The 17,462-nt window shown below is 30.0% G+C and carries 21 protein-coding genes; 19 read left to right on the top strand and 2 right to left on the bottom strand.

Annotation, left to right across the window (positions count from 1 at the left end; all coding sequences use genetic code 11):
* The first annotated feature begins 221 nt into the window (after positions 1-221).
* From ACKVOV_RS00865 to ACKVOV_RS00855, 3 genes are all read left to right on the top strand, one after another.
* Positions 222-659 carry a hypothetical protein gene (locus ACKVOV_RS00865; RefSeq protein WP_409204889.1) on the top strand — a complete coding sequence of 146 codons (438 nt, stop codon included), beginning with the start codon at positions 222-224 and terminating at the stop codon, positions 657-659.
* 99 nt (positions 660-758) lie between these two features.
* Entirely contained in the window at positions 759-1,112 is a 354-nt protein-coding gene (locus ACKVOV_RS00860; protein ID WP_409204888.1) for a hypothetical protein, read from the top strand.
* Positions 1,109-2,425, top strand: a complete 1,317-nt coding sequence (locus ACKVOV_RS00855) for a hypothetical protein (protein ID WP_409204887.1) — start codon at positions 1,109-1,111, stop codon at positions 2,423-2,425. Before ACKVOV_RS00860 ends, ACKVOV_RS00855 begins: the two co-directional genes overlap by 4 nt.
* A gap of 198 nt (positions 2,426-2,623) precedes the next feature.
* Here the strand turns inward: ACKVOV_RS00855 and ACKVOV_RS00850 are convergent, their stop codons facing one another.
* Entirely contained in the window at positions 2,624-3,544 is a 921-nt protein-coding gene (locus ACKVOV_RS00850) for a hypothetical protein (RefSeq protein WP_409204886.1), read from the bottom strand.
* A gap of 635 nt (positions 3,545-4,179) precedes the next feature.
* Between ACKVOV_RS00850 and ACKVOV_RS00845 the strand changes: the two genes are divergently transcribed.
* The 3 genes from ACKVOV_RS00845 to ACKVOV_RS00835 all read left to right on the top strand — a co-directional run bounded on the left by ACKVOV_RS00845 (position 4,180) and on the right by ACKVOV_RS00835 (position 5,373).
* Positions 4,180-4,380 carry a YqaE/Pmp3 family membrane protein gene (locus ACKVOV_RS00845; protein ID WP_409204885.1) on the top strand — a complete coding sequence of 67 codons (201 nt, stop codon included), beginning with the start codon at positions 4,180-4,182 and terminating at the stop codon, positions 4,378-4,380.
* An 89-nt stretch (positions 4,381-4,469) separates the two neighbouring features.
* Positions 4,470-5,084 (top strand): transposase, encoded by a 615-nt coding sequence (locus tag ACKVOV_RS00840; protein ID WP_409204884.1) that lies wholly within the window; start codon positions 4,470-4,472, stop codon positions 5,082-5,084.
* A gap of 127 nt (positions 5,085-5,211) precedes the next feature.
* Positions 5,212-5,373, top strand: coding sequence for a hypothetical protein (locus ACKVOV_RS00835; RefSeq protein WP_409204883.1), 162 nt, complete (start codon positions 5,212-5,214; stop codon positions 5,371-5,373).
* A gap of 270 nt (positions 5,374-5,643) precedes the next feature.
* On the opposite strand, the gene ACKVOV_RS00830 is transcribed toward ACKVOV_RS00835, so the two are convergent.
* Complete coding sequence (locus tag ACKVOV_RS00830; RefSeq protein ID WP_409204882.1) at positions 5,644-6,426, bottom strand: RMD1 family protein; 783 nt, start codon at positions 6,424-6,426, stop codon at positions 5,644-5,646.
* A gap of 183 nt (positions 6,427-6,609) precedes the next feature.
* Here ACKVOV_RS00830 and ACKVOV_RS00825 point away from each other — a divergent pair, with 183 nt between their 5' ends.
* The 13 genes from ACKVOV_RS00825 to ACKVOV_RS00765 all read left to right on the top strand — a co-directional run bounded on the left by ACKVOV_RS00825 (position 6,610) and on the right by ACKVOV_RS00765 (position 17,454).
* Entirely contained in the window at positions 6,610-7,278 is a 669-nt protein-coding gene (locus tag ACKVOV_RS00825) for an FAD-binding oxidoreductase (RefSeq protein WP_409204881.1), read from the top strand.
* Between the two features lie 118 nt (positions 7,279-7,396).
* Entirely contained in the window at positions 7,397-7,876 is a 480-nt protein-coding gene (locus tag ACKVOV_RS00820) for a universal stress protein (RefSeq protein ID WP_409204880.1), read from the top strand.
* 96 nt (positions 7,877-7,972) lie between these two features.
* Entirely contained in the window at positions 7,973-8,533 is a 561-nt protein-coding gene (locus ACKVOV_RS00815) for a helix-turn-helix domain-containing protein (RefSeq protein WP_409204879.1), read from the top strand.
* A 19-nt stretch (positions 8,534-8,552) separates the two neighbouring features.
* Entirely contained in the window at positions 8,553-10,493 is a 1,941-nt protein-coding gene (locus ACKVOV_RS00810; RefSeq protein WP_409204878.1) for an ATP-binding protein, read from the top strand.
* A gap of 6 nt (positions 10,494-10,499) precedes the next feature.
* Complete coding sequence (locus ACKVOV_RS00805; protein WP_409204877.1) at positions 10,500-10,934, top strand: response regulator; 435 nt, start codon at positions 10,500-10,502, stop codon at positions 10,932-10,934.
* Between the two features lie 179 nt (positions 10,935-11,113).
* Positions 11,114-11,551, top strand: a complete 438-nt coding sequence (locus ACKVOV_RS00800) for an Hsp20/alpha crystallin family protein (RefSeq protein ID WP_409204876.1) — start codon at positions 11,114-11,116, stop codon at positions 11,549-11,551.
* A gap of 157 nt (positions 11,552-11,708) precedes the next feature.
* A complete protein-coding gene (locus ACKVOV_RS00795) occupies positions 11,709-12,326 on the top strand; it encodes a hypothetical protein (protein WP_409204875.1) in 618 nt (205 codons plus the stop codon).
* Between the two features lie 74 nt (positions 12,327-12,400).
* Positions 12,401-12,646: a hypothetical protein gene (locus tag ACKVOV_RS00790; protein WP_409204874.1), complete on the top strand. Its 246-nt coding sequence runs from the start codon at positions 12,401-12,403 to the stop codon at positions 12,644-12,646.
* 62 nt (positions 12,647-12,708) lie between these two features.
* Positions 12,709-13,797: an efflux RND transporter periplasmic adaptor subunit gene (locus ACKVOV_RS00785; RefSeq protein WP_409204873.1), complete on the top strand. Its 1,089-nt coding sequence runs from the start codon at positions 12,709-12,711 to the stop codon at positions 13,795-13,797.
* Entirely contained in the window at positions 13,797-15,053 is a 1,257-nt protein-coding gene (locus ACKVOV_RS00780; RefSeq protein WP_409204872.1) for an ABC transporter permease, read from the top strand. The genes ACKVOV_RS00785 and ACKVOV_RS00780 overlap by 1 nt, the downstream gene beginning before the upstream one ends.
* A complete protein-coding gene (locus tag ACKVOV_RS00775) occupies positions 15,053-15,733 on the top strand; it encodes an ABC transporter ATP-binding protein (RefSeq protein ID WP_409204871.1) in 681 nt (226 codons plus the stop codon). The genes ACKVOV_RS00780 and ACKVOV_RS00775 overlap by 1 nt, the downstream gene beginning before the upstream one ends.
* A gap of 115 nt (positions 15,734-15,848) precedes the next feature.
* Positions 15,849-16,508: a BON domain-containing protein gene (locus ACKVOV_RS00770; protein ID WP_409204870.1), complete on the top strand. Its 660-nt coding sequence runs from the start codon at positions 15,849-15,851 to the stop codon at positions 16,506-16,508.
* 73 nt (positions 16,509-16,581) lie between these two features.
* Positions 16,582-17,454, top strand: a complete 873-nt coding sequence (locus ACKVOV_RS00765) for a DnaJ C-terminal domain-containing protein (RefSeq protein ID WP_409204869.1) — start codon at positions 16,582-16,584, stop codon at positions 17,452-17,454.
* Positions 17,455-17,462 lie beyond the last annotated feature (8 nt).

Below are 17,462 nucleotides of genomic sequence, written 5' to 3'. Positions count from 1 at the left end.
AATTGCCACAACTTAAAAAAGTGAAAATAGAATCTAGTCCGCAAAAGGCATCATCATCTATTTTTTTAAAATGAAAAAGAAATACAAACCTCCCCTATTTTAACCTTAAAAAATAATATTTAAAATTATATCACTGAAAAACAGGTATTTATACCCTTTTTATTTACAGTATTTCTTTATAATTTTACGCATAACTTTTAAAATTTAAAACCTCTTTTTCTATGGAAATTATGACTGCTTATGATATTATTAATACTGTTCTTGCAGGCGGTTTGCTTGGCGTTCTAGGACAAGGTATTAGAATGGCAATTGGGTTAAAAAAAATATCTGATTTAAATAAGAGTGCCACAAATAATGGATTTACCCAAATAAATATGGCTCGGTTGTCGCTTAGTTTATTTATAGGTTTTGTAGCTGGCGCTTTGTATTTGTTAATGAATAGTGATTCCGATACTGTTTTTAACAAAAGTTACATCTTCTCTATTGTTGCGGCTGGTTATTCCGGAGCCGATTTTATCGAAGGATTATTTAGTACTCAAATTTCTAAGATAGGTGCTGTTGTTTATAAAAATCCAGAAACTACTTATACGCCCCCAAATAATAACCCTAAACAAACGAGTACTTTACCCGATCATGAGCAAGACAATGATCCTACTTAATATTTAGTTTATAGTCCTGTTTGAATTAATAAAATTTATATATATCCAGCAAGCTGAAAAGGGAAGTATAGAGTAAGCATAATATTAAAATGAGATATCATGAGTAAAATTTATCGTTACGAAAAACTTACCTATACAGGTGATGAAAATGAAATTATTGTTTTCAAAGTAAAAATGATTTCTAATGGCAATATTGGTCGGGTTATTATCGATCCTCCCTCAGCTCCTGAACAAGTAATTATAGATTCGGGAAAAGTAACTTTGGGTCCTTTAAAGACTTTGATAAAATCTAAAACAGATTGTTATAGTAATATTAACAATCCAACTCCAATTGCAGATAGCATCATTGTTGAGTATTATATCAATTCAACTTTGTTGCTACGACATGAAAATTTAAAAACAGAGACGGAAGATCCTTTCATTATTTTAAAAATTAAATTTATTAAATTATGACTAAAATAATCGTATTCCTAGGAGTCCTTTTTACTACTGCTTGTTATTCGCAAGAAAAATTAAATCCGCTTACGAAACCAACTTCTCCAGCAGCTTCAATTTTAGGGATGCAACCTAGTGTTATGTTGCAACCCAAGTCATATAGATCGCTAGAAGTTGCATTGTATTCGAACTTTAGTGATGGTAATGGAAACACAATTATACCTAATGATTTTGGATTAGAATTTATGCCATATTGGGCTGTAAATAGAGGTATTAGTTTAGAAGATTATTTGTATCCAAAAACTGGATTTTTACAAGTAATTCGAAATTCATCTTTTTCGGTTGCGACGACACAAAAATTCTTATTACAAGACAGTACTAAAACAAAAAGCATTGCCTTGGGTTATCGTACCTCGTTATTTTTTGGTAATACAAACGATGAGAAGAAAATAATCGATTACATTAAAACTACAAGAACACGAATGAGTATAAACACAGATGTGTTAAAAGCCATTAATAAGATCAAAGAAAATGATTCCACTTCAACAAAGGATGATTATATAAAAGAAATTAAAAGAATACTTCCCGATTTAATTTATAAAGAGTTAAAAACAAAAACGAGAAAAGAAGTAGATGTTATTGCTGAAAAAATTTATAGTGATCTTGATGAATTGCAGTTTGATTTAGCAACAACAGATACTTTTTTTACATCGGTTATTGATACCGTTACCGAAACGGTTGGAGGCAATTACAGCGAATTTAAAACCTACATTACGAACCGACAAGGTTTTGCTGTAGATTTAGCGACTGCCATACACCTTAACTTTCCTGATAATAATTTAAATTTTTCTGAAGTTCCAAAATATTCAATTTGGCTGAGTCCCTCATATAATTTTTCAAAAGAACTGCAATTTTTAAAAGCATCAGCTACTTTGCGTTATGAACACTTTTATATAGATTATTTTAAAAAATATTTCCCCGATTCGAATGTTTTTGAAAACAACATTGATTATGGTCTTTCTGTATCAGGTAATTTTAAAAAATTCTCTATCGAATTTGAAGCCACGGGACGCAATAGTCAAACATTAATCGAAGCAGGACAAGACATTCAGGGAAATACATTATATCGAAAAGAAAGTTCAAGTGATACCCAATATATTGGCACATTCAGCTACCGATTGACAGAACAAATCGCATTGTCATACCAACTTGGTAGTGCTTTTAAACCCGTTTTTAATGTTAATGGTGGTACCTTAATTTCTTTATTGTCATTAAATTTAGGTTTTGGTGGTCCAGATAAAAATGATATCACATCAAAAAGTTCAAAATAATATGTTCATAGTTTATTAAGCAAAAACATGATTAATGAACCCCATTTAAATCCTAATAATTGTTAGTGTGATAGACCAAACTTATCACACTCCTATTGGAAAAAAGAATATCTAATTTATACAAAAACACACTTTATTATAAAGAAAAAGTCAGTAAGAATGCACTTACTGACTTTTTTTATTTATCATTTTTTGCGATTATGGTTTTGCCATAAAATCATAGATTGCAAAGAAATTTTGTCCTGTTAAACTCGTATTTAATAAGAACGTAGGATTAGGCAATACACAAGGAGCTATATTTGTATTGTTGGATATAATATTAGATGAACTACCTACCACCCATCTTCTACCACAACAACTATCGAAATGAAACCCTAACTCTTTCATAGTCCATGTTGCATTGGCCGTTAGGTTTTTATATGAATATTTTGCAATGTAATTTCCTCCAGTAGATAAATATTCGAAAATATCTCCTGTAGTTGGAGGACAAACAGCATTTGTAGTTCCTGAAATAGCTTGAAAATTATTACCTACAACAGTTAGTCCGTTGTATTGTGGTACAATGCCTACAGGTGCAAATGCAGTTGAGGCTCCTGAAATAACATTTACTTTCATTAGTTGTGAAGTCCCTTCTTGAATGGCCACAAACAATCCAGTAGTTCCAAAATTTTCTATATCTTGTAAATAAACTGAGGTAACTGCAACTATACTTGCATTTCCAGTTGAAATTTGTACTTTAAGTAGCCTTTTGGGAAAATTAGAGTTTACTCCAGTTACTGCCCAAGCAAAATCTACTACCCCTGGCATATCACAAATTCCAGTTACACCAGTTACTGGAGTTGCTCCTATTTTTATGGCTGAGACAAAATTATAGCCTACTGGTGTACTACAAAGGTTTACTCTATAAATATAAGAGGTTAAACCTGCAGGGACAGGCGTTCCAAAACCCCCAGATAGAACTAAGGCATACGTTGCTGGACAGGCAGCAACTGATCTTGAAGTTTGCTGTTTTTGAATACTTTGAGCGTTTGCTTCCTCAACTTCTGACTTCTGACAAGATATAAAAGTCATTCCGAAAATACTTGTTGCTATGAACAAGGCTAATTTTACTTTTTTCATTTTTAATTGTTTTAATTGTTTTTATTTGATTTGTATAATTACTCGTAACTTATTGGTATAAAAATAATTAACACTACAAACTTACCTAATCTATCATCTTGCTAAAAGGGGCATTTTCCCCTAAATGGTTTTAATTGCAGGACAGCACAAGGGAAATTTTATAAAAAACAGTTCTCCTCTATTTTTTGTTCTTCTCGTTCTAAAAACGTGATACACAAAAAAACACTCGATTTGATGCTATTAATAATTACATCCAACGTTTTATATTTAAAATTGAAATTATCTTAATTGTCAAATAACCTACTACGGTTTTTCCGCATGAATTGTTAAATTTTTAATTTGCTTAAAAAAGGAAGTGGTATTTCTTTGAGAAAGCAGTTGTAAATATTGTTATTCTTTAATACTAAAAACCGTAAAATGTATTGTTTTACGGTTTTTATTTTTATTGCGAGAAGAAAGTTGATGGCACAAAAAATTAAAGAATATTATTTTTCATTATAAAATGGTAGAATTTTTAAATACCACAAAAACAAGAGAATGTATTGAAAAGAGTTGCTTTTGAATTTATCCCTCGGAGGGTTTGAAACCCTGCGAGGGATAGTTAAAAGTTTAAGAATAATAAAAAATACAAAAATATGAGATACGTTTTAGCCTTTTTTTTACCATGGCTTTCCTTACTATTGCAAGGCAAAATTATATCTGGAATCATCTGTCTTATTTTACAGATTACTATTATAGGTTGGATTCCAGCCTTTATTTGGGCTGCAACTTCACTAAACAGGATGTACGCCGATAGAAGAACTAATAAGATTATTAAAGAAATGAAAAAGAAATAATACTTGAGGATTAACCCTTGCAGGGTTTGAAACCCTACGAGGGTTAGGTTAGAAAAGTTGAAAGTTGAAAAAATTATAATAAATAAAAAATGGAAGCAAAAGTTCCTCTTACTCACGGAAATTATTATCATATATACAATAGAGGTAATAACGGAATAGATGTATTTTTAGAAACCGAAAACTATTACCATTTTCTACGTTTGTACACTAAATATATTGAACCTATTGCTGAAACATACGCTTGGTGTTTGCTAAAAAATCATTTTCATATATTAGTAAGAATAAAAGAGAAAACCGAAATTATCGAGAGTGAACTTACTTACAGTACTACCGAAAAGCCGAAGATTATTGAACCATCAAGACAATTTTCTCATTTTTTTAATTCCTATACTCAGGCTATCAACAAACGACATAATAGAACTGGAAGTTTATTCGAAAAGAATTTTGAACGCAAATTAGTGACTTCTGAAAAGTATTTTCAACAACTTATTTTTTACATTCATAATAATCCTGTTCATCATGGTTTTGTGAAACAAATGAATTTATATCCTTGGTCGTCTTATGAAACAATAGTTTCCAACAAACCAACTATGCTAAAAAGAGCCGAAGTCATTGCATTGTTTGGGGATCATGAGAATTTTATTTACTATCACAATCAGCAACAGAATACAAATGAAATTATTGATTTTATAATTGAACACTAAAAACTACTCTTTTAACCCTCGCAGGGTTTGAAACCCTGCGAGGGTTTCGGTTTTATTAACCATTTAATAATATTTATAGAAACTAAAATTAATTTTACTTTTTTAACTTTATTAAAAACTTAAGCTAATGGAAATAAATTGGATCGCAATAGGTATTTTGGCATTCTTTGCCCTAATTTTAATTGTTTTTCTTGTTAGACGAAATTTAAAAGATGAAAGAAATCTAGAAGATTTTTTAAATAAAACCGAATTTCCTCCTAACGAAGAAGAGACGAAAGAAGATTTGTAACTGGTCGATTTTAATATAAACAATCTAAAAATGTTAGCATGAAAAACTTCTTAGTATTGTATTATTCTAAAACTGGCAATAGTAAGTTTATTGCCGAAAAATTATCGAAAGAGTTGTGGTGGTTTAGTCGTTTCTCGTTTAAGAACTGTGATTAAAAAATGTGCTCAGGCTTCGAAAAATATTCATTTTGCTGTGACGGTTATTATTTTTTGAAGATTTAATAAAAAAAAGTGACGCTACTCTCCTACTTGATCAGATTTAGATTTGCAGCTAATGAAAGAGTAAGGCTATTATTATTTCTAGCACGATTAGGATAATAATTACCCATTCTAGTCGTGTACTTTCTCTTACGTTTAGTACATCGGTAAAAAGGGTTAGATTGTTTTCTACAATTTGCAAACGGTAATCTAAATCTTTGAAACGTGGGTTGATATCGAAATTTAGCTTCAAACGGCGGTTAAGCAAATTTAATTCTTCGTTATCCCAAACTAAATTGGGGTCATCGAGGATATATAAATTATCTACAATACTGTTTTTTACATTTAGTACTTTCCCAATATACTTTAGTAAATTGGTCTTAGAAATGCTTAGTTTTCCTTTTTTTTCTAATTCTACTATATAATGTTTTGAGGAGGAAATTAGTTCACCTGTAAGTACTTCATAATATTCTAAAGCGACGGATTGTCCTATATTAAGCATAACGATACCTACAATGGCTGCATCTATATTAGGAACGGTTACATAATCGTCTTTTACTAATGCTTTAGAGAGGTTTTCGTCTAATTTGATACGGTATTCTTCAAACAGGTTTAAATCGACTATTGTTGTGGCATAGTTTTTTATATATTCTACAAATTCACTTTTGGCAATGGCGTCATAATTTCCAAAAACGACTACCCCGTAATCAAAAACATACAAGTAACGGTTGGATTGATTGAGTGCGTAAAAAACTTCGGAGGTAGATCCAGAAAAAGCTTCTGTGCCAAACTCTGCTCGAAATTTTTTGATGTTAAAAGCTTCAGCAATTTGAATGGCTTCAATTATAATTTCCATATCAAAGTTTTTGTGTAAATTTAATGAAATTTTTATAGAAAATCTATCTAGTTACTAGACCTAAACTAAAATGAGCTTATTATTAGTATTTAGTTAAACTGTAAATTATATAAGTTTTTTTTGAAATTACGTATTAATCTTCAAATTGCTAATACAGAAATTTGATACAAATAAAATTTTATTATGAGCGCTCATATTGTTAAAGTATTGGATTCCTTTTATATTACCCACGATGTAAAATGTTTTGTAGTAGAAAAACCAGCCGGATACGATTTTATCCCAGGTCAAGCCACAGAGGTTTCGATAAATATTCCTGAATGGAAAAACCAAATGCGCCCTTTTACTTTTACTTGTTTGCGTAGCAAGGAATATCTTGAATTTATGATTAAAATTTATCAGGATCATGATGGTGTTACTAATATGTTAGGCAAAACGAATGCTGGAGCAGAATTAATTATTAACGATGTTTTTGGCGCTATACAATACAAAGGTCCTGGGGTTTTTATTGCTGGTGGTTCTGGAATCACGCCATTTATTGCCATTTTTAGAGAGTTATATAAAAACAAACAAATGGAGGAAAACAAACTCATATACAGTAATAAAACTTCCGATGATGTGATTCTAGGCAATGAATTAAGCAAAATGCTTAAGAAAAATTTTATAAATCTATTTACCCGACAAAACGTTATAGGTTATGTTGGCAAAAGAATAGACCGCAATTATCTTATTGAAAATATTGTTGATTTTAACCAGAATTTTTATGTGTGCGGAACCTCCGAATTTGTGAAAAGTATTACTGGATACTTAATTAATCTAGGGGTTAATCCAGATTCGCTTGTGATCGAAGATTAACCTTTAACCTGTGAATTATATAAGTTTTAATAAAAGTTATATAAAACTATTTGTCTTTAAAATTCTGAATTTTGTGTACCAAAAAGTTTAATTCCTAACCATTTAATCCAACCGCAAAATGAAAGATATCAAAATGAACAAAGTTTTAATCGCATTAGATTACAGTCCTACTGCACAAAAAATTGCTGAAGTTGGGTTTTCATTAGCAAAATCGATGAATGCAGAGGTTGTTTTACTACATGTTGTTTCTACACCTTCTAATTATACTACGATTTATGATCCTATCATGGGATTTGGCGGTTTTGTGCCTCTAGATGCGTCTCAACCAGATGCTGAATTCTTAACAAAAACAGCTTTTGATTTTTTAGAAAAGGTCAAAGACCATTTGGGAGATACTACTATTACCACAACTGTAAAAGAAGGTGAATATGCGGATGTAATTCTTGAAACTGCTCATATGTTTAGAGCAGATATCATAGTGATAGGAAGTCATAGCAAAAAATGGCTCGAAAAAATATTAGTAGGTAGCACTACCGAAAATATATTACATGATACAACTATTCCTCTTTTAGTAATTCCTACTAAGAAAAAAAATTAATTTATTAAATCTCAAACATTTTACTACCTTTAGAGTCATTAAATTCTATTGTAAATTTTTATGCCATCTTTTTAAAATAGAAATTACTTGAGATAAATGAAGCTATTCATAAAATACATGGTAAGTAATCGCTGCAAGATAGTGGTTAAGGAAATACTAAAAGAAATGAACTTGCACTTTGTTTTAGTGGATTTGGGGGAAGTTGAAATCATGGAAAATTTGACTCCCGAACAATACGAACTACTAAAAAAGGAACTTTTAGAATCCGGATTAGAATTAATTGACGATAAAAAATCGATTCTGATAGAAAAAATAAAGACCATTATTATACAAATGGTACACCATAGTGATGAAGATCTTAAAATAAATTTCTCTGAATATCTAAGTGAAAAACTACATCATAATTACAATTATATAGCCAATCTTTTTTCGGAAGTGCAAGGTGTAACCATCGAACATTTTATCATAAACCATAAAGTAGAAAAAATAAAGGAACTCATGATATATGGCGAGCTTACTATTACCGAGATTGCTTATAAAATGAATTATAGTAGCGTCGCACATCTTTCGACACAGTTTAAAAAAGTAACTGGTTTGTCTCCATCACATTTTAAACAATTGAAACACAAAAGAAGAAATCCGTTAGAAGAAATTTAAATTAAAACAAATTAACAAAATGGGGGTTAAAAATACTCAAGACAAAAAATTTCAAAGTTTTTTGGAATCGGTTCCGGATGCCATCATTATTGTTAATAAAGAAGGAAATATCGAATACTCAAATACACAAACTGAGGTTCTTTTTGGGTATGAAAAGAGTGAAATTATTGGAAACAAAATAGAACTCTTAATGCCGTCAAAATTTAAAGACACACACCAAAATCATAGGGAAGATTATTTTGACAAGCCTAAAGGACGCAAAATGGGCGAAGGAATGCAACTATTTGCAAAACATAAAAATGAATCTGAATTTCCTGTAGAAATAAGCCTAAGCAAATTAGATACTGACGATGGTTTTTTAGTTTGTGCCTCGATTCGAGATGTAAGCCAGCAAAAAAGAATTGAAAAAGAGCTTATAGAAGCTATTATAAAGGCTGAAAATGCGGTCAAATCGAAACAACAATTTCTTGCTAATATGAGTCACGAAATTCGAACGCCTATGAATGCGATTATCGGATTTACAAAAGTGATTCTTAAAACTGACCTAACACCCAAGCAAAAAGAGTATCTAAATGCTATAAAGATGAGTGGAGAAACCTTGATTGTGCTTATAAATGACATTTTAGATTTAGCTAAAGTTGATGCTGGAAAGATGGTTTTCGAAAAATTACCATTCAAATTATCATTGTCTATCTCGACGATGTTGTATTTATTTGAAACTAAAATTCAAGAAAAAAATTTAAAATTAATCGTAAAATACGATTCTAATATTCCCGAAGTTCTAATAGGTGATTCTATTCGGTTGCATCAAATCATTCTTAATTTAGTAAGCAACGCTGTCAAATTTACGTTTGAAGGAAAAATTACAGTCGCTGTTAGAAAACTAACCGAAGACGATGAGAATGTAACTATTCAATTTTCAGTTTCAGATACAGGAATAGGAATTGAGCCTAAAAAAATAAATAAAATTTTCGAAAATTTTCAACAAGCTCATAGTCAAACTTCAAGAATATTTGGTGGTACTGGGTTAGGTCTTGCAATTGTAAAACAACTTGTAGAAGCACAAGGCGGAAGCATTTATGTAGAAAGTGAAATGGATAAAGGTTCTACTTTTACTTTTGTTTTAAGTTTTAAAAAAGCCCATGGCGAAACAGTTTTAGACACCGAAATTACAGACTTAGTAGACAATCATATTAAAAACATAAAGGTCCTCGTTGTAGAAGATGTAGAATTGAATCAGTTATTAATGAAAACCTTACTTGATGATTTTGGTTTTGAATGTCATATTGCAGAAAACGGAAAAATTGCTATCGAAAAACTAGAAAATGACAGTTATGATGTTATTCTGATGGATTTACAAATGCCTATAATGAACGGTTTTCAAGCTACTGATTATATTCGAAATACCTTAAAATCTTCTATTCCTATTATTGCGCTCACGGCCGATGTTACCACTGTCGATTTAGAGAAATGTCAAGTCGTAGGAATGAATGATTATATTGCAAAACCAGTAGATAGTCGTAAGTTATATAGCAAAATAGTAGGTATAATTAAAAAAAATATTCAAGAAATAGAATTTAAAACCGCTGAAAATCTAGAATCAAAAAAACTTAAACACACAAATATAAAATACTTAGACAATCTCACAAAATCGGATCCGAAATTGATGACTGAAATGATTAATGTTTACATTAAACAAACGCCAACACTAATTGATACCATAAAACAAAGTTGGTTAGAGAAAGATTTAGAGTTATTAAAATCGGCAGTTCATAAACTCATTCCTTCATTTGTAATTGTTGGTATCGATAAAAAATATGAAGATACTGCCCGAAAAATAGAAGACAACGTAAACAATATTGAAATGACAACTGAATTACAAAATTGGATAATCGAAATGGAAAACGTTTGTTTACAAGCAGTTGAAGAACTTAAAAGTGAACTTAAAAATTTAAATTAATAAATCGTGCAAGACTCAAAAAAAATAAAATTATTCCTTGTTGATGACGATGCTTTATTCTTAAAGTCATTAGAAATTCAATTTCATAATGCTGCCGATTTTGAAATTGAAACATTTTCGACTGGGGAACTTTGCATCGCAAATTTGCATAAAAATCCAGATATTATTATCCTTGATTACCATCTGGATGGTATCGATAAAAATGCTATGAATGGTCTAAAAACTTTAGATAAAATAAAAATAGCAAATATTGAAACTCCAGTAATTATACTTTCTTCCCAAGATAAAATAGAAGTTGCTGTAAGTTGTATGCATCATAAAGCATTTGATTATGTTATAAAAAGTGAAACTGCATTTGTAAGGCTTCAAAAAATAATTAGTGCCATTTTAAAATACCAAAAAATTGAAAAAGAATTAAATTGGTATATGGATAGAATGTAGAGAAATAATGAATCCTAAAATTGAATAAGTCTCTGTTTGAATTTGTAAAATTATAATAAGGAAGTAATCTGAAATTCTGTAAATTATATAATACTTTTCAAAAATTCTATAAAGTGAAACATCTGAAAAAAAATGACCTTTACTCATACAATCAATGTTTAACTTTAAATATTAAAATTATGACACTCATTAAAACAAACGGAAATTTGATCCCATTTGGAATGGATAATTTTTTTGCTAATGATGATTTTTTTGATAACAAATGGTTAGAGAAAAAATTGAAACACACACTTCCTGCAGTAAACATTAAGGAAAACAAAAACGAGTTTAATATAGAATTTGCTTCTCCAGGTTTTGCAAAAAAAGATTTTAAAATCGATTTAGACGAAAACGTACTAACCATTAGTGCTGAGAAGGAAAAAGAAAAAAACGAAGAGAATGACAATTTTACAAGAAAAGAATTTTCTTATAACTCATTTTCAAGATCATTTACATTGCCTCAATCAGTTAATACTGATAAAATTGATGCTAAATACAATGATGGAATACTCAAATTAAGCATTCCTAAAATGGAAGAAACCAAATTACTTCCTAAAAAAGAAATAAAAGTAGTTTAGTATTATACTTAAAAGCTCATTCCGAGAAAGAATGGGCTTTTTTTTGTTTATAACTATTTTTAAATTCTATGAATAATGTAACTTTTCTGAAAATTATATAAGAAAAAGTTTCATAAAAATAGTTAGCTTTGTGTATAACCCGATTTTTTGATAAAACATGAAAAAGTTAATTTCTTGCAGCTGTTTAGTACTTATAATGCTTTTTATTTCTTGTACATCTACAAAAATAACGAGCAGTTGGAGAGCCCCAGAAAAACATCTTCATTCTGGTGAATGGAAAAAAATTTTAGTTGTTTCGCTACTTAAAAGCGAAACCAATCGTCGTAAAGTTGAAGACGAAATGGTAAAATATTTGAAAGGAAAAGGTGTTGCCTCTTATACCTATTTAGAAGACAATTTTAATACAAAAAATGAAGAAGAATTAAGAAAAAAAATTAAAGCAGGTGGTTTTGATGGTGCTATAACAATGAGGTTGATAGATGTAGATAAAGAAAAAGTATATATCCCTGAAGAACGAAACTTATACCCTAATTATTATAATAATTTTAGCCAGTACTACAACAGAAGTTTGAACTATTATAGTACTCCAGAATATTATGTAGTTACAAAAACATTTATAATTGAAACCATTGTATATTCTATAGAAGACGATAAAATAATATGGTCTGGAATTACAGAAACATTTAATCCAAACGGTGTTAAAAAAACGACCAAAGAAATAGCTCAAGTGATTTATAAAAAAATGGTTGATGAAGGATTTATTCAAAAGGATTAAAATTACTACAAATTATGATTATCAAAAAAGCAATCGCTGAATTGCAAATTAAAAATAAACCAGTTGCAAAACTAATGCACACTGGAGTTGCTTTTAAAGTTATAGTGTTGGCATTTAAAAAAGGGATGATATTGCATGAGAACAAAACGAGTGTGCCTACAAAGCTTACAGTTATCAATGGAAATGTAAGGTATACTAGTGAAACTTTTAGCAAGATTATAGATACTTATGAAGAGCTAGATATACCTGTAGAAGAAACTCATTCTATCGAAGCGTTAGAAGATTCTCTTTGCATATTAATTCAAGGATACAGAAATTGAAACATAAATTAATCGTAAATTTGAACAACTGCCTTTATCGTATTCTTAATTAATATTTTACAATGAAATATAAATCTCTACTAATTCTAATACTAATTCTAACACTTTTTTCCTGTAATGATAAAAATGAGGAAATAAAACCAACCATTGGAGATGTTACTGAAAGTGTTTATGCTTCCGGAGTAATTAAAGCCGAAGGACAATACATCGCCTACTCTACTACAAATGGTATTTTAAAAAACGTAAACGTAACTGTTGGACAATCTATTTCTAAAGGGCAATTGTTATTTGAACTTGAAGACGAAAAAGCACAATTAAACACAGAAAATGCTAGATTAAGTTATCAATTAAGTCAAAATGATAATCATTATATTCAAGATAAAATTGCAGAAATGGAAATGAAAGTACAAACTGCATACGATAAACTTTCTCTAGATAAATCTATTTATGATAGAAACAATCGAGTTAAAGAATATAAAATTATTTCCGAAATAGATTTTGAAAAAGTCGAATTGGCTTATAAGAATTCTAAACTTAATTATGAATCTGCTAAAAAACAATTGTCACAACTCAAAGCGCAATTAAAAAACGAACAAAACAAAAACAACATTAATTTAAAATTAAACCAGAAATCACAAAGTGATTTTTCTGTAAAAAGTGCCTTTTCTGGACAATTATTTGATGTTCTAGTAAAAGAAGGCGCACTAATCTCTCCACAAATTCCATTGGCAATAATTGGACAAAAAAATGATTTCCTTTTAGAACTTGAAGTAGATGAAAATGATATGGTAAGAGTAAAGCTAAACCAAAACGTTTTAGTCACAATGGATAGTTATAAAAATCAGGTTTTTGAAGCCAAAATAAATAAAATATATCCCATCATGGACGAGCGTTCTCGAACTTTTAAAATAGAAGCTCATTTTGTAAATGCACCACAAAAATTATATCCTAACCTATCTGCTGAAGCTAATATCATTATTGAAACCAAAAAAAATGCCATTACAATTCCAAACAATTACTTACTAAAAGACAATTTTGTATTGGTTAATAAAGATGAAAAAAGAAAAGTAAAAGTAGGTTTAAGTGATTACCAAAAAGTAGAAATTCTAGAAGGGTTAAAAGCAGATGAAACCATATACAAACCACAATAATGAACTATAAACTCATTGTAAATATTGCAACACACCTACTCCTTGCAAGACTAAAGCAAACAATTGTTGCAGCAGTTGGGGTTACTTTTAGTATTGCTATGTTTATTACTTTAGTTAGTTTTATGAATGGTTTAAATGATTTACTAGATGGTTTGATGCTTAACAGAACGCCTCATGTTAGACTATATAATGAAATAAAACCTTCAGAAAATCAACCCGTTTTATTATCAGAAAAATACAAGAATAACATCAATTTTATTAACTCTATAAAACCAAAAGATAGAGGGAAATCTATTTATAATAGCAAAGCAATTGTTAGTTTTTTAAAAAAAGATCCTCGAATTATCGATGTAGCTCCAAAAATTACAACTCCCGTTTTTTTTAATTCTGGAACCATCGAAATTTCAGGAATAATTAATGGAATTGAAGTTTTATCGGAAGAAAAACTATTCAAGATTAGTGACTATATTATAGAAGGAAACGTAGATGATTTGTTACAAAACAATAGTATCATAATAGGTAAAGGATTGGCCGATAAAATGATGCTTACTAAAGGTGATGTCATAAAAATAACCTCTTCGCGGGGAAATTTAGCCTCTTTAAAAATTGTTGGCATTTCTCAAATAGGAATTGCAGATATTGATGATTCAATGAGCTATACTTCGTTAGCTACAGCACAAAAAATATTAGGAGAGCCTACTAACTATATTACCGATATTCAAATCAAATTATATGATATGAGTTTGGCTACGGCATTAGCTAAAGAGTTTAAACAAAAATTTAATTTAGATACCATCGATTTTAATACAGCTAATTCTCAGTTTGAAACAGGAAGTAAAGTGAGAACAATTATATCTTATGCAGTTGGAATCGTTTTACTTATCGTCGCTGGATTTGGGATTTATAATATCCTAAATATGATGATTTATGAAAAAATGGACAGTATTGCCATTTTAAAAGCCACTGGGTTTTCTGGAAATGATGTAAAATGGATTTTTGTTACACTTTCCTTAATTATTGGTATTGTAGGTGGACTATTTGGGTTAATATTTGGGTATATCTTCTCTTCGATAATAAGTATAATCCCTTTTGAGACTGCTTCGTTACCTACCGTAAAAACATATCCAATACATTATAGTGGCATTTTTTATATTATAGGAATTTTGTTTGCTCTTTTTACTACCACCATTGCAGGTCTTTTTCCTGCACTTAAAGCAAGTAAAATAGATCCTGTAGAAATTATTAGAGGAAAATAATGATAGAAAATAAAGTAATAGAGACTAAGGCGATCAGCAAATATTTTTACGATCCAATCAAATTTCAAGTGATTAAAGATATTGATATGAGCATAAATCACGGAGAATTTGTTTCTATTGTGGGCAAATCTGGTTGTGGAAAATCGACTTTATTATATTTACTCTCTACAATGGATACCGATTATGATGGGCAATTATTTTTAAATAATGAGCTCATTACAGGAAAGACTGATACAGAATTGGCTAAAATTAGAAATGAGAAAATTGGTTTTGTATTTCAGTTCCATTATTTGCTTTCTGAATACAATGTTCTAAAAAATGTGATGCTTCCAGGTTTAAAATTGAATAAATTCTCCGAAAAAGAAATCGAAAATAGCGCTATGGAGCATCTTAAAACACTCGATATGCAAGACCAAGCATTAAAAATGCCTAACCAATTGAGTGGTGGGCAAAAACAACGTGTGGCTATTGCGCGTGCCCTAATAAATAATCCCCTAATTATTATGGGGGACGAACCTACAGGGAATTTAGACAAAAAAAATAGCGATTTAGTTTTTGATATTTTTAAAAAACTAACCTTAGAAGAAAAACAAACTTTACTTATTGTCACTCATGACAACGATTTCGCCAAAAAAACCAACAGAATTATCACCATGGAAGACGGCAAAATTATTTCATAATAGTAAGAAAATAGAGGAATTATATAAGTCTTTTTAAAATTTATATAACATTTTACTTGCCATAATTATTAAGCTTTGTAGTATCTAACTAATTTACTAATTCAAGGATAAAATTATGAAAACAAATGAAAGTTTGCAAAAAGATGTGCAAGATGCAATCAAATGGGAACCATTATTACATGCTGCAGAAATAGGCGTAATTGTTAAAGACGGCATTGTTACACTAACAGGAACTGTTGATAGTTATACTAAAAAATTAGAAGCAGAGCATGCTGCTAAAATGGTTTCTGGTGTAAAAGCAGTCGTTGAAAAAATAGACATCAGATATGGTAGCTATGGTAAAAAATCAGATTCCGAGATAGCATCCGAAATAATAAACGCTTTTAGATGGAATTGGTCTATTCCAGAAGATAAAATAAAAGTAAAAGTAGAAAATGGTTGGGTCACTATTGAAGGCACTGTAAATTGGAATTACCAAAAAGAATCCGCAAATGATGCCGTAAAAAACCTTTTAGGAGTTATAGGTGTAACAAACAAAATAACTATAAAATCTGATGTTGCTGATCTTGTAGAGAAAAAAGAAATTGAAAAAGCGCTGGCTAGAAATTGGACTATTAATCATGATAATATTAAAGTAAAAGTTATTGCTAATGAAGTTACATTGTCCGGAATTGTAAATTCATACTATGAAAAAGATGAAGCAGAACGAATAGCATGGAATGCTCCTGGAGTTAATTCTGTAAATAATGAATTATCATTATTCAATGAAAATTAAGCTTTTAATTATCCCATTCTTTGCCTTTTTTGAAATTAGTTGCGCTTCAAATATTATTTAATTTTTACAAATCGTGGATTATAAAGACTATTACAAAATACTAGAAATTGATAAAAAAGCCACTCCAGAAGAGATAAAAAAGGCTTATCGGACTTTGGCAAAAAAATACCATCCAGACAGAAATCAGAATGATAAAAAAGCGGAAGAACAATTTAAACTTGTAAACGAAGCTAATGAAGTTTTAAGTGATCCCGAAAAAAGAAAACAATATGATGAGTTGGGAGGAAATTGGCAACAAAACCAGCAAGCTTATAACCAACAACAAAACCCAAATCAGCAATATTACGAAGGTTTCGGATCTGGTAATCAAGGAGATTTTTCAGATTTTTTCGAACAGTTCTTTGCAGGTAGAGGCCAAAAAGCAAGACAGCAATCCAGAAAAGGAAGTGATTATGAAACTGAAATGGAGATTTCGCTCGAAGAAGCTTTTACTGGAACAAGCAGAATAATTCAATTAGAGAACGAAAAACTTCGGGTAACTACAAAACCAGGGGCTTATACTGACCAACAATTGCGTATAAAAAGCAAAGGTGGTAAAGGTAGTAATGAAGGGAATCGAGGAGATTTATTTGTTAGAATAAGAGTTAAAGATCATCCCAAAATTATTCGCAAGAACAATGATTTACACCAAACTGTAGATGTCAATTTATATGATGCTGTTTTAGGAAGTGATCTAATTATCGAAACATTATCCGGAAAATTGAAAATAAAAATTCCAGCTGGAACTCAAAATGGCAAAACCATACGACTTAAAGGAAAAGGAATGCCTATTTATGAAAAACCAACCTTTTTTGGAGATTTATATATTTCAATTCAAGTGAAAATTCCAGAAAATTTAACAGAGAAACAAATGGCTTTATTTGAAGAATTGAAAGCAATATCCTAAATACTAAT

Origin of the sequence: Flavobacterium sp., from assembly GCF_046153165.1 — a bacterium.
Classification (GTDB): Bacteria; Bacteroidota; Bacteroidia; order Flavobacteriales; family Flavobacteriaceae; genus Flavobacterium.
Note: the sequence above shows the minus strand (reverse complement) of the source record. Positions and strands in the feature narration are given on the sequence as shown.

Bases quoted from the DNA above. Each gene is read 5' to 3' on its own strand.
- ACKVOV_RS00865 (WP_409204889.1), top strand. From the start codon at position 222: ATGGAAATTATGACTGCTTATGATATTATTAATACTGTTCTTGCAGGC.
- ACKVOV_RS00860 (WP_409204888.1), top strand. From the start codon at position 759: ATGAGTAAAATTTATCGTTACGAAAAACTTACCTATACAGGTGATGAA.
- ACKVOV_RS00855 (WP_409204887.1), top strand. From the start codon at position 1,109: ATGACTAAAATAATCGTATTCCTAGGAGTCCTTTTTACTACTGCTTGT.
- ACKVOV_RS00850 (WP_409204886.1), bottom strand. From the start codon at position 3,544: ATGAAAAAAGTAAAATTAGCCTTGTTCATAGCAACAAGTATTTTCGGA.
- ACKVOV_RS00845 (WP_409204885.1), top strand. From the start codon at position 4,180: ATGAGATACGTTTTAGCCTTTTTTTTACCATGGCTTTCCTTACTATTG.
- ACKVOV_RS00840 (WP_409204884.1), top strand. From the start codon at position 4,470: ATGGAAGCAAAAGTTCCTCTTACTCACGGAAATTATTATCATATATAC.
- ACKVOV_RS00835 (WP_409204883.1), top strand. From the start codon at position 5,212: ATGGAAATAAATTGGATCGCAATAGGTATTTTGGCATTCTTTGCCCTA.
- ACKVOV_RS00830 (WP_409204882.1), bottom strand. From the start codon at position 6,426: ATGGAAATTATAATTGAAGCCATTCAAATTGCTGAAGCTTTTAACATC.
- ACKVOV_RS00825 (WP_409204881.1), top strand. From the start codon at position 6,610: ATGAGCGCTCATATTGTTAAAGTATTGGATTCCTTTTATATTACCCAC.
- ACKVOV_RS00820 (WP_409204880.1), top strand. From the start codon at position 7,397: ATGAAAGATATCAAAATGAACAAAGTTTTAATCGCATTAGATTACAGT.
- ACKVOV_RS00815 (WP_409204879.1), top strand. From the start codon at position 7,973: ATGAAGCTATTCATAAAATACATGGTAAGTAATCGCTGCAAGATAGTG.
- ACKVOV_RS00810 (WP_409204878.1), top strand. From the start codon at position 8,553: ATGGGGGTTAAAAATACTCAAGACAAAAAATTTCAAAGTTTTTTGGAA.
- ACKVOV_RS00800 (WP_409204876.1), top strand. From the start codon at position 11,114: ATGACACTCATTAAAACAAACGGAAATTTGATCCCATTTGGAATGGAT.
- ACKVOV_RS00795 (WP_409204875.1), top strand. From the start codon at position 11,709: ATGAAAAAGTTAATTTCTTGCAGCTGTTTAGTACTTATAATGCTTTTT.
- ACKVOV_RS00790 (WP_409204874.1), top strand. From the start codon at position 12,401: ATGCACACTGGAGTTGCTTTTAAAGTTATAGTGTTGGCATTTAAAAAA.
- ACKVOV_RS00785 (WP_409204873.1), top strand. From the start codon at position 12,709: ATGAAATATAAATCTCTACTAATTCTAATACTAATTCTAACACTTTTT.
- ACKVOV_RS00780 (WP_409204872.1), top strand. From the start codon at position 13,797: ATGAACTATAAACTCATTGTAAATATTGCAACACACCTACTCCTTGCA.
- ACKVOV_RS00775 (WP_409204871.1), top strand. From the start codon at position 15,053: ATGATAGAAAATAAAGTAATAGAGACTAAGGCGATCAGCAAATATTTT.
- ACKVOV_RS00770 (WP_409204870.1), top strand. From the start codon at position 15,849: ATGAAAACAAATGAAAGTTTGCAAAAAGATGTGCAAGATGCAATCAAA.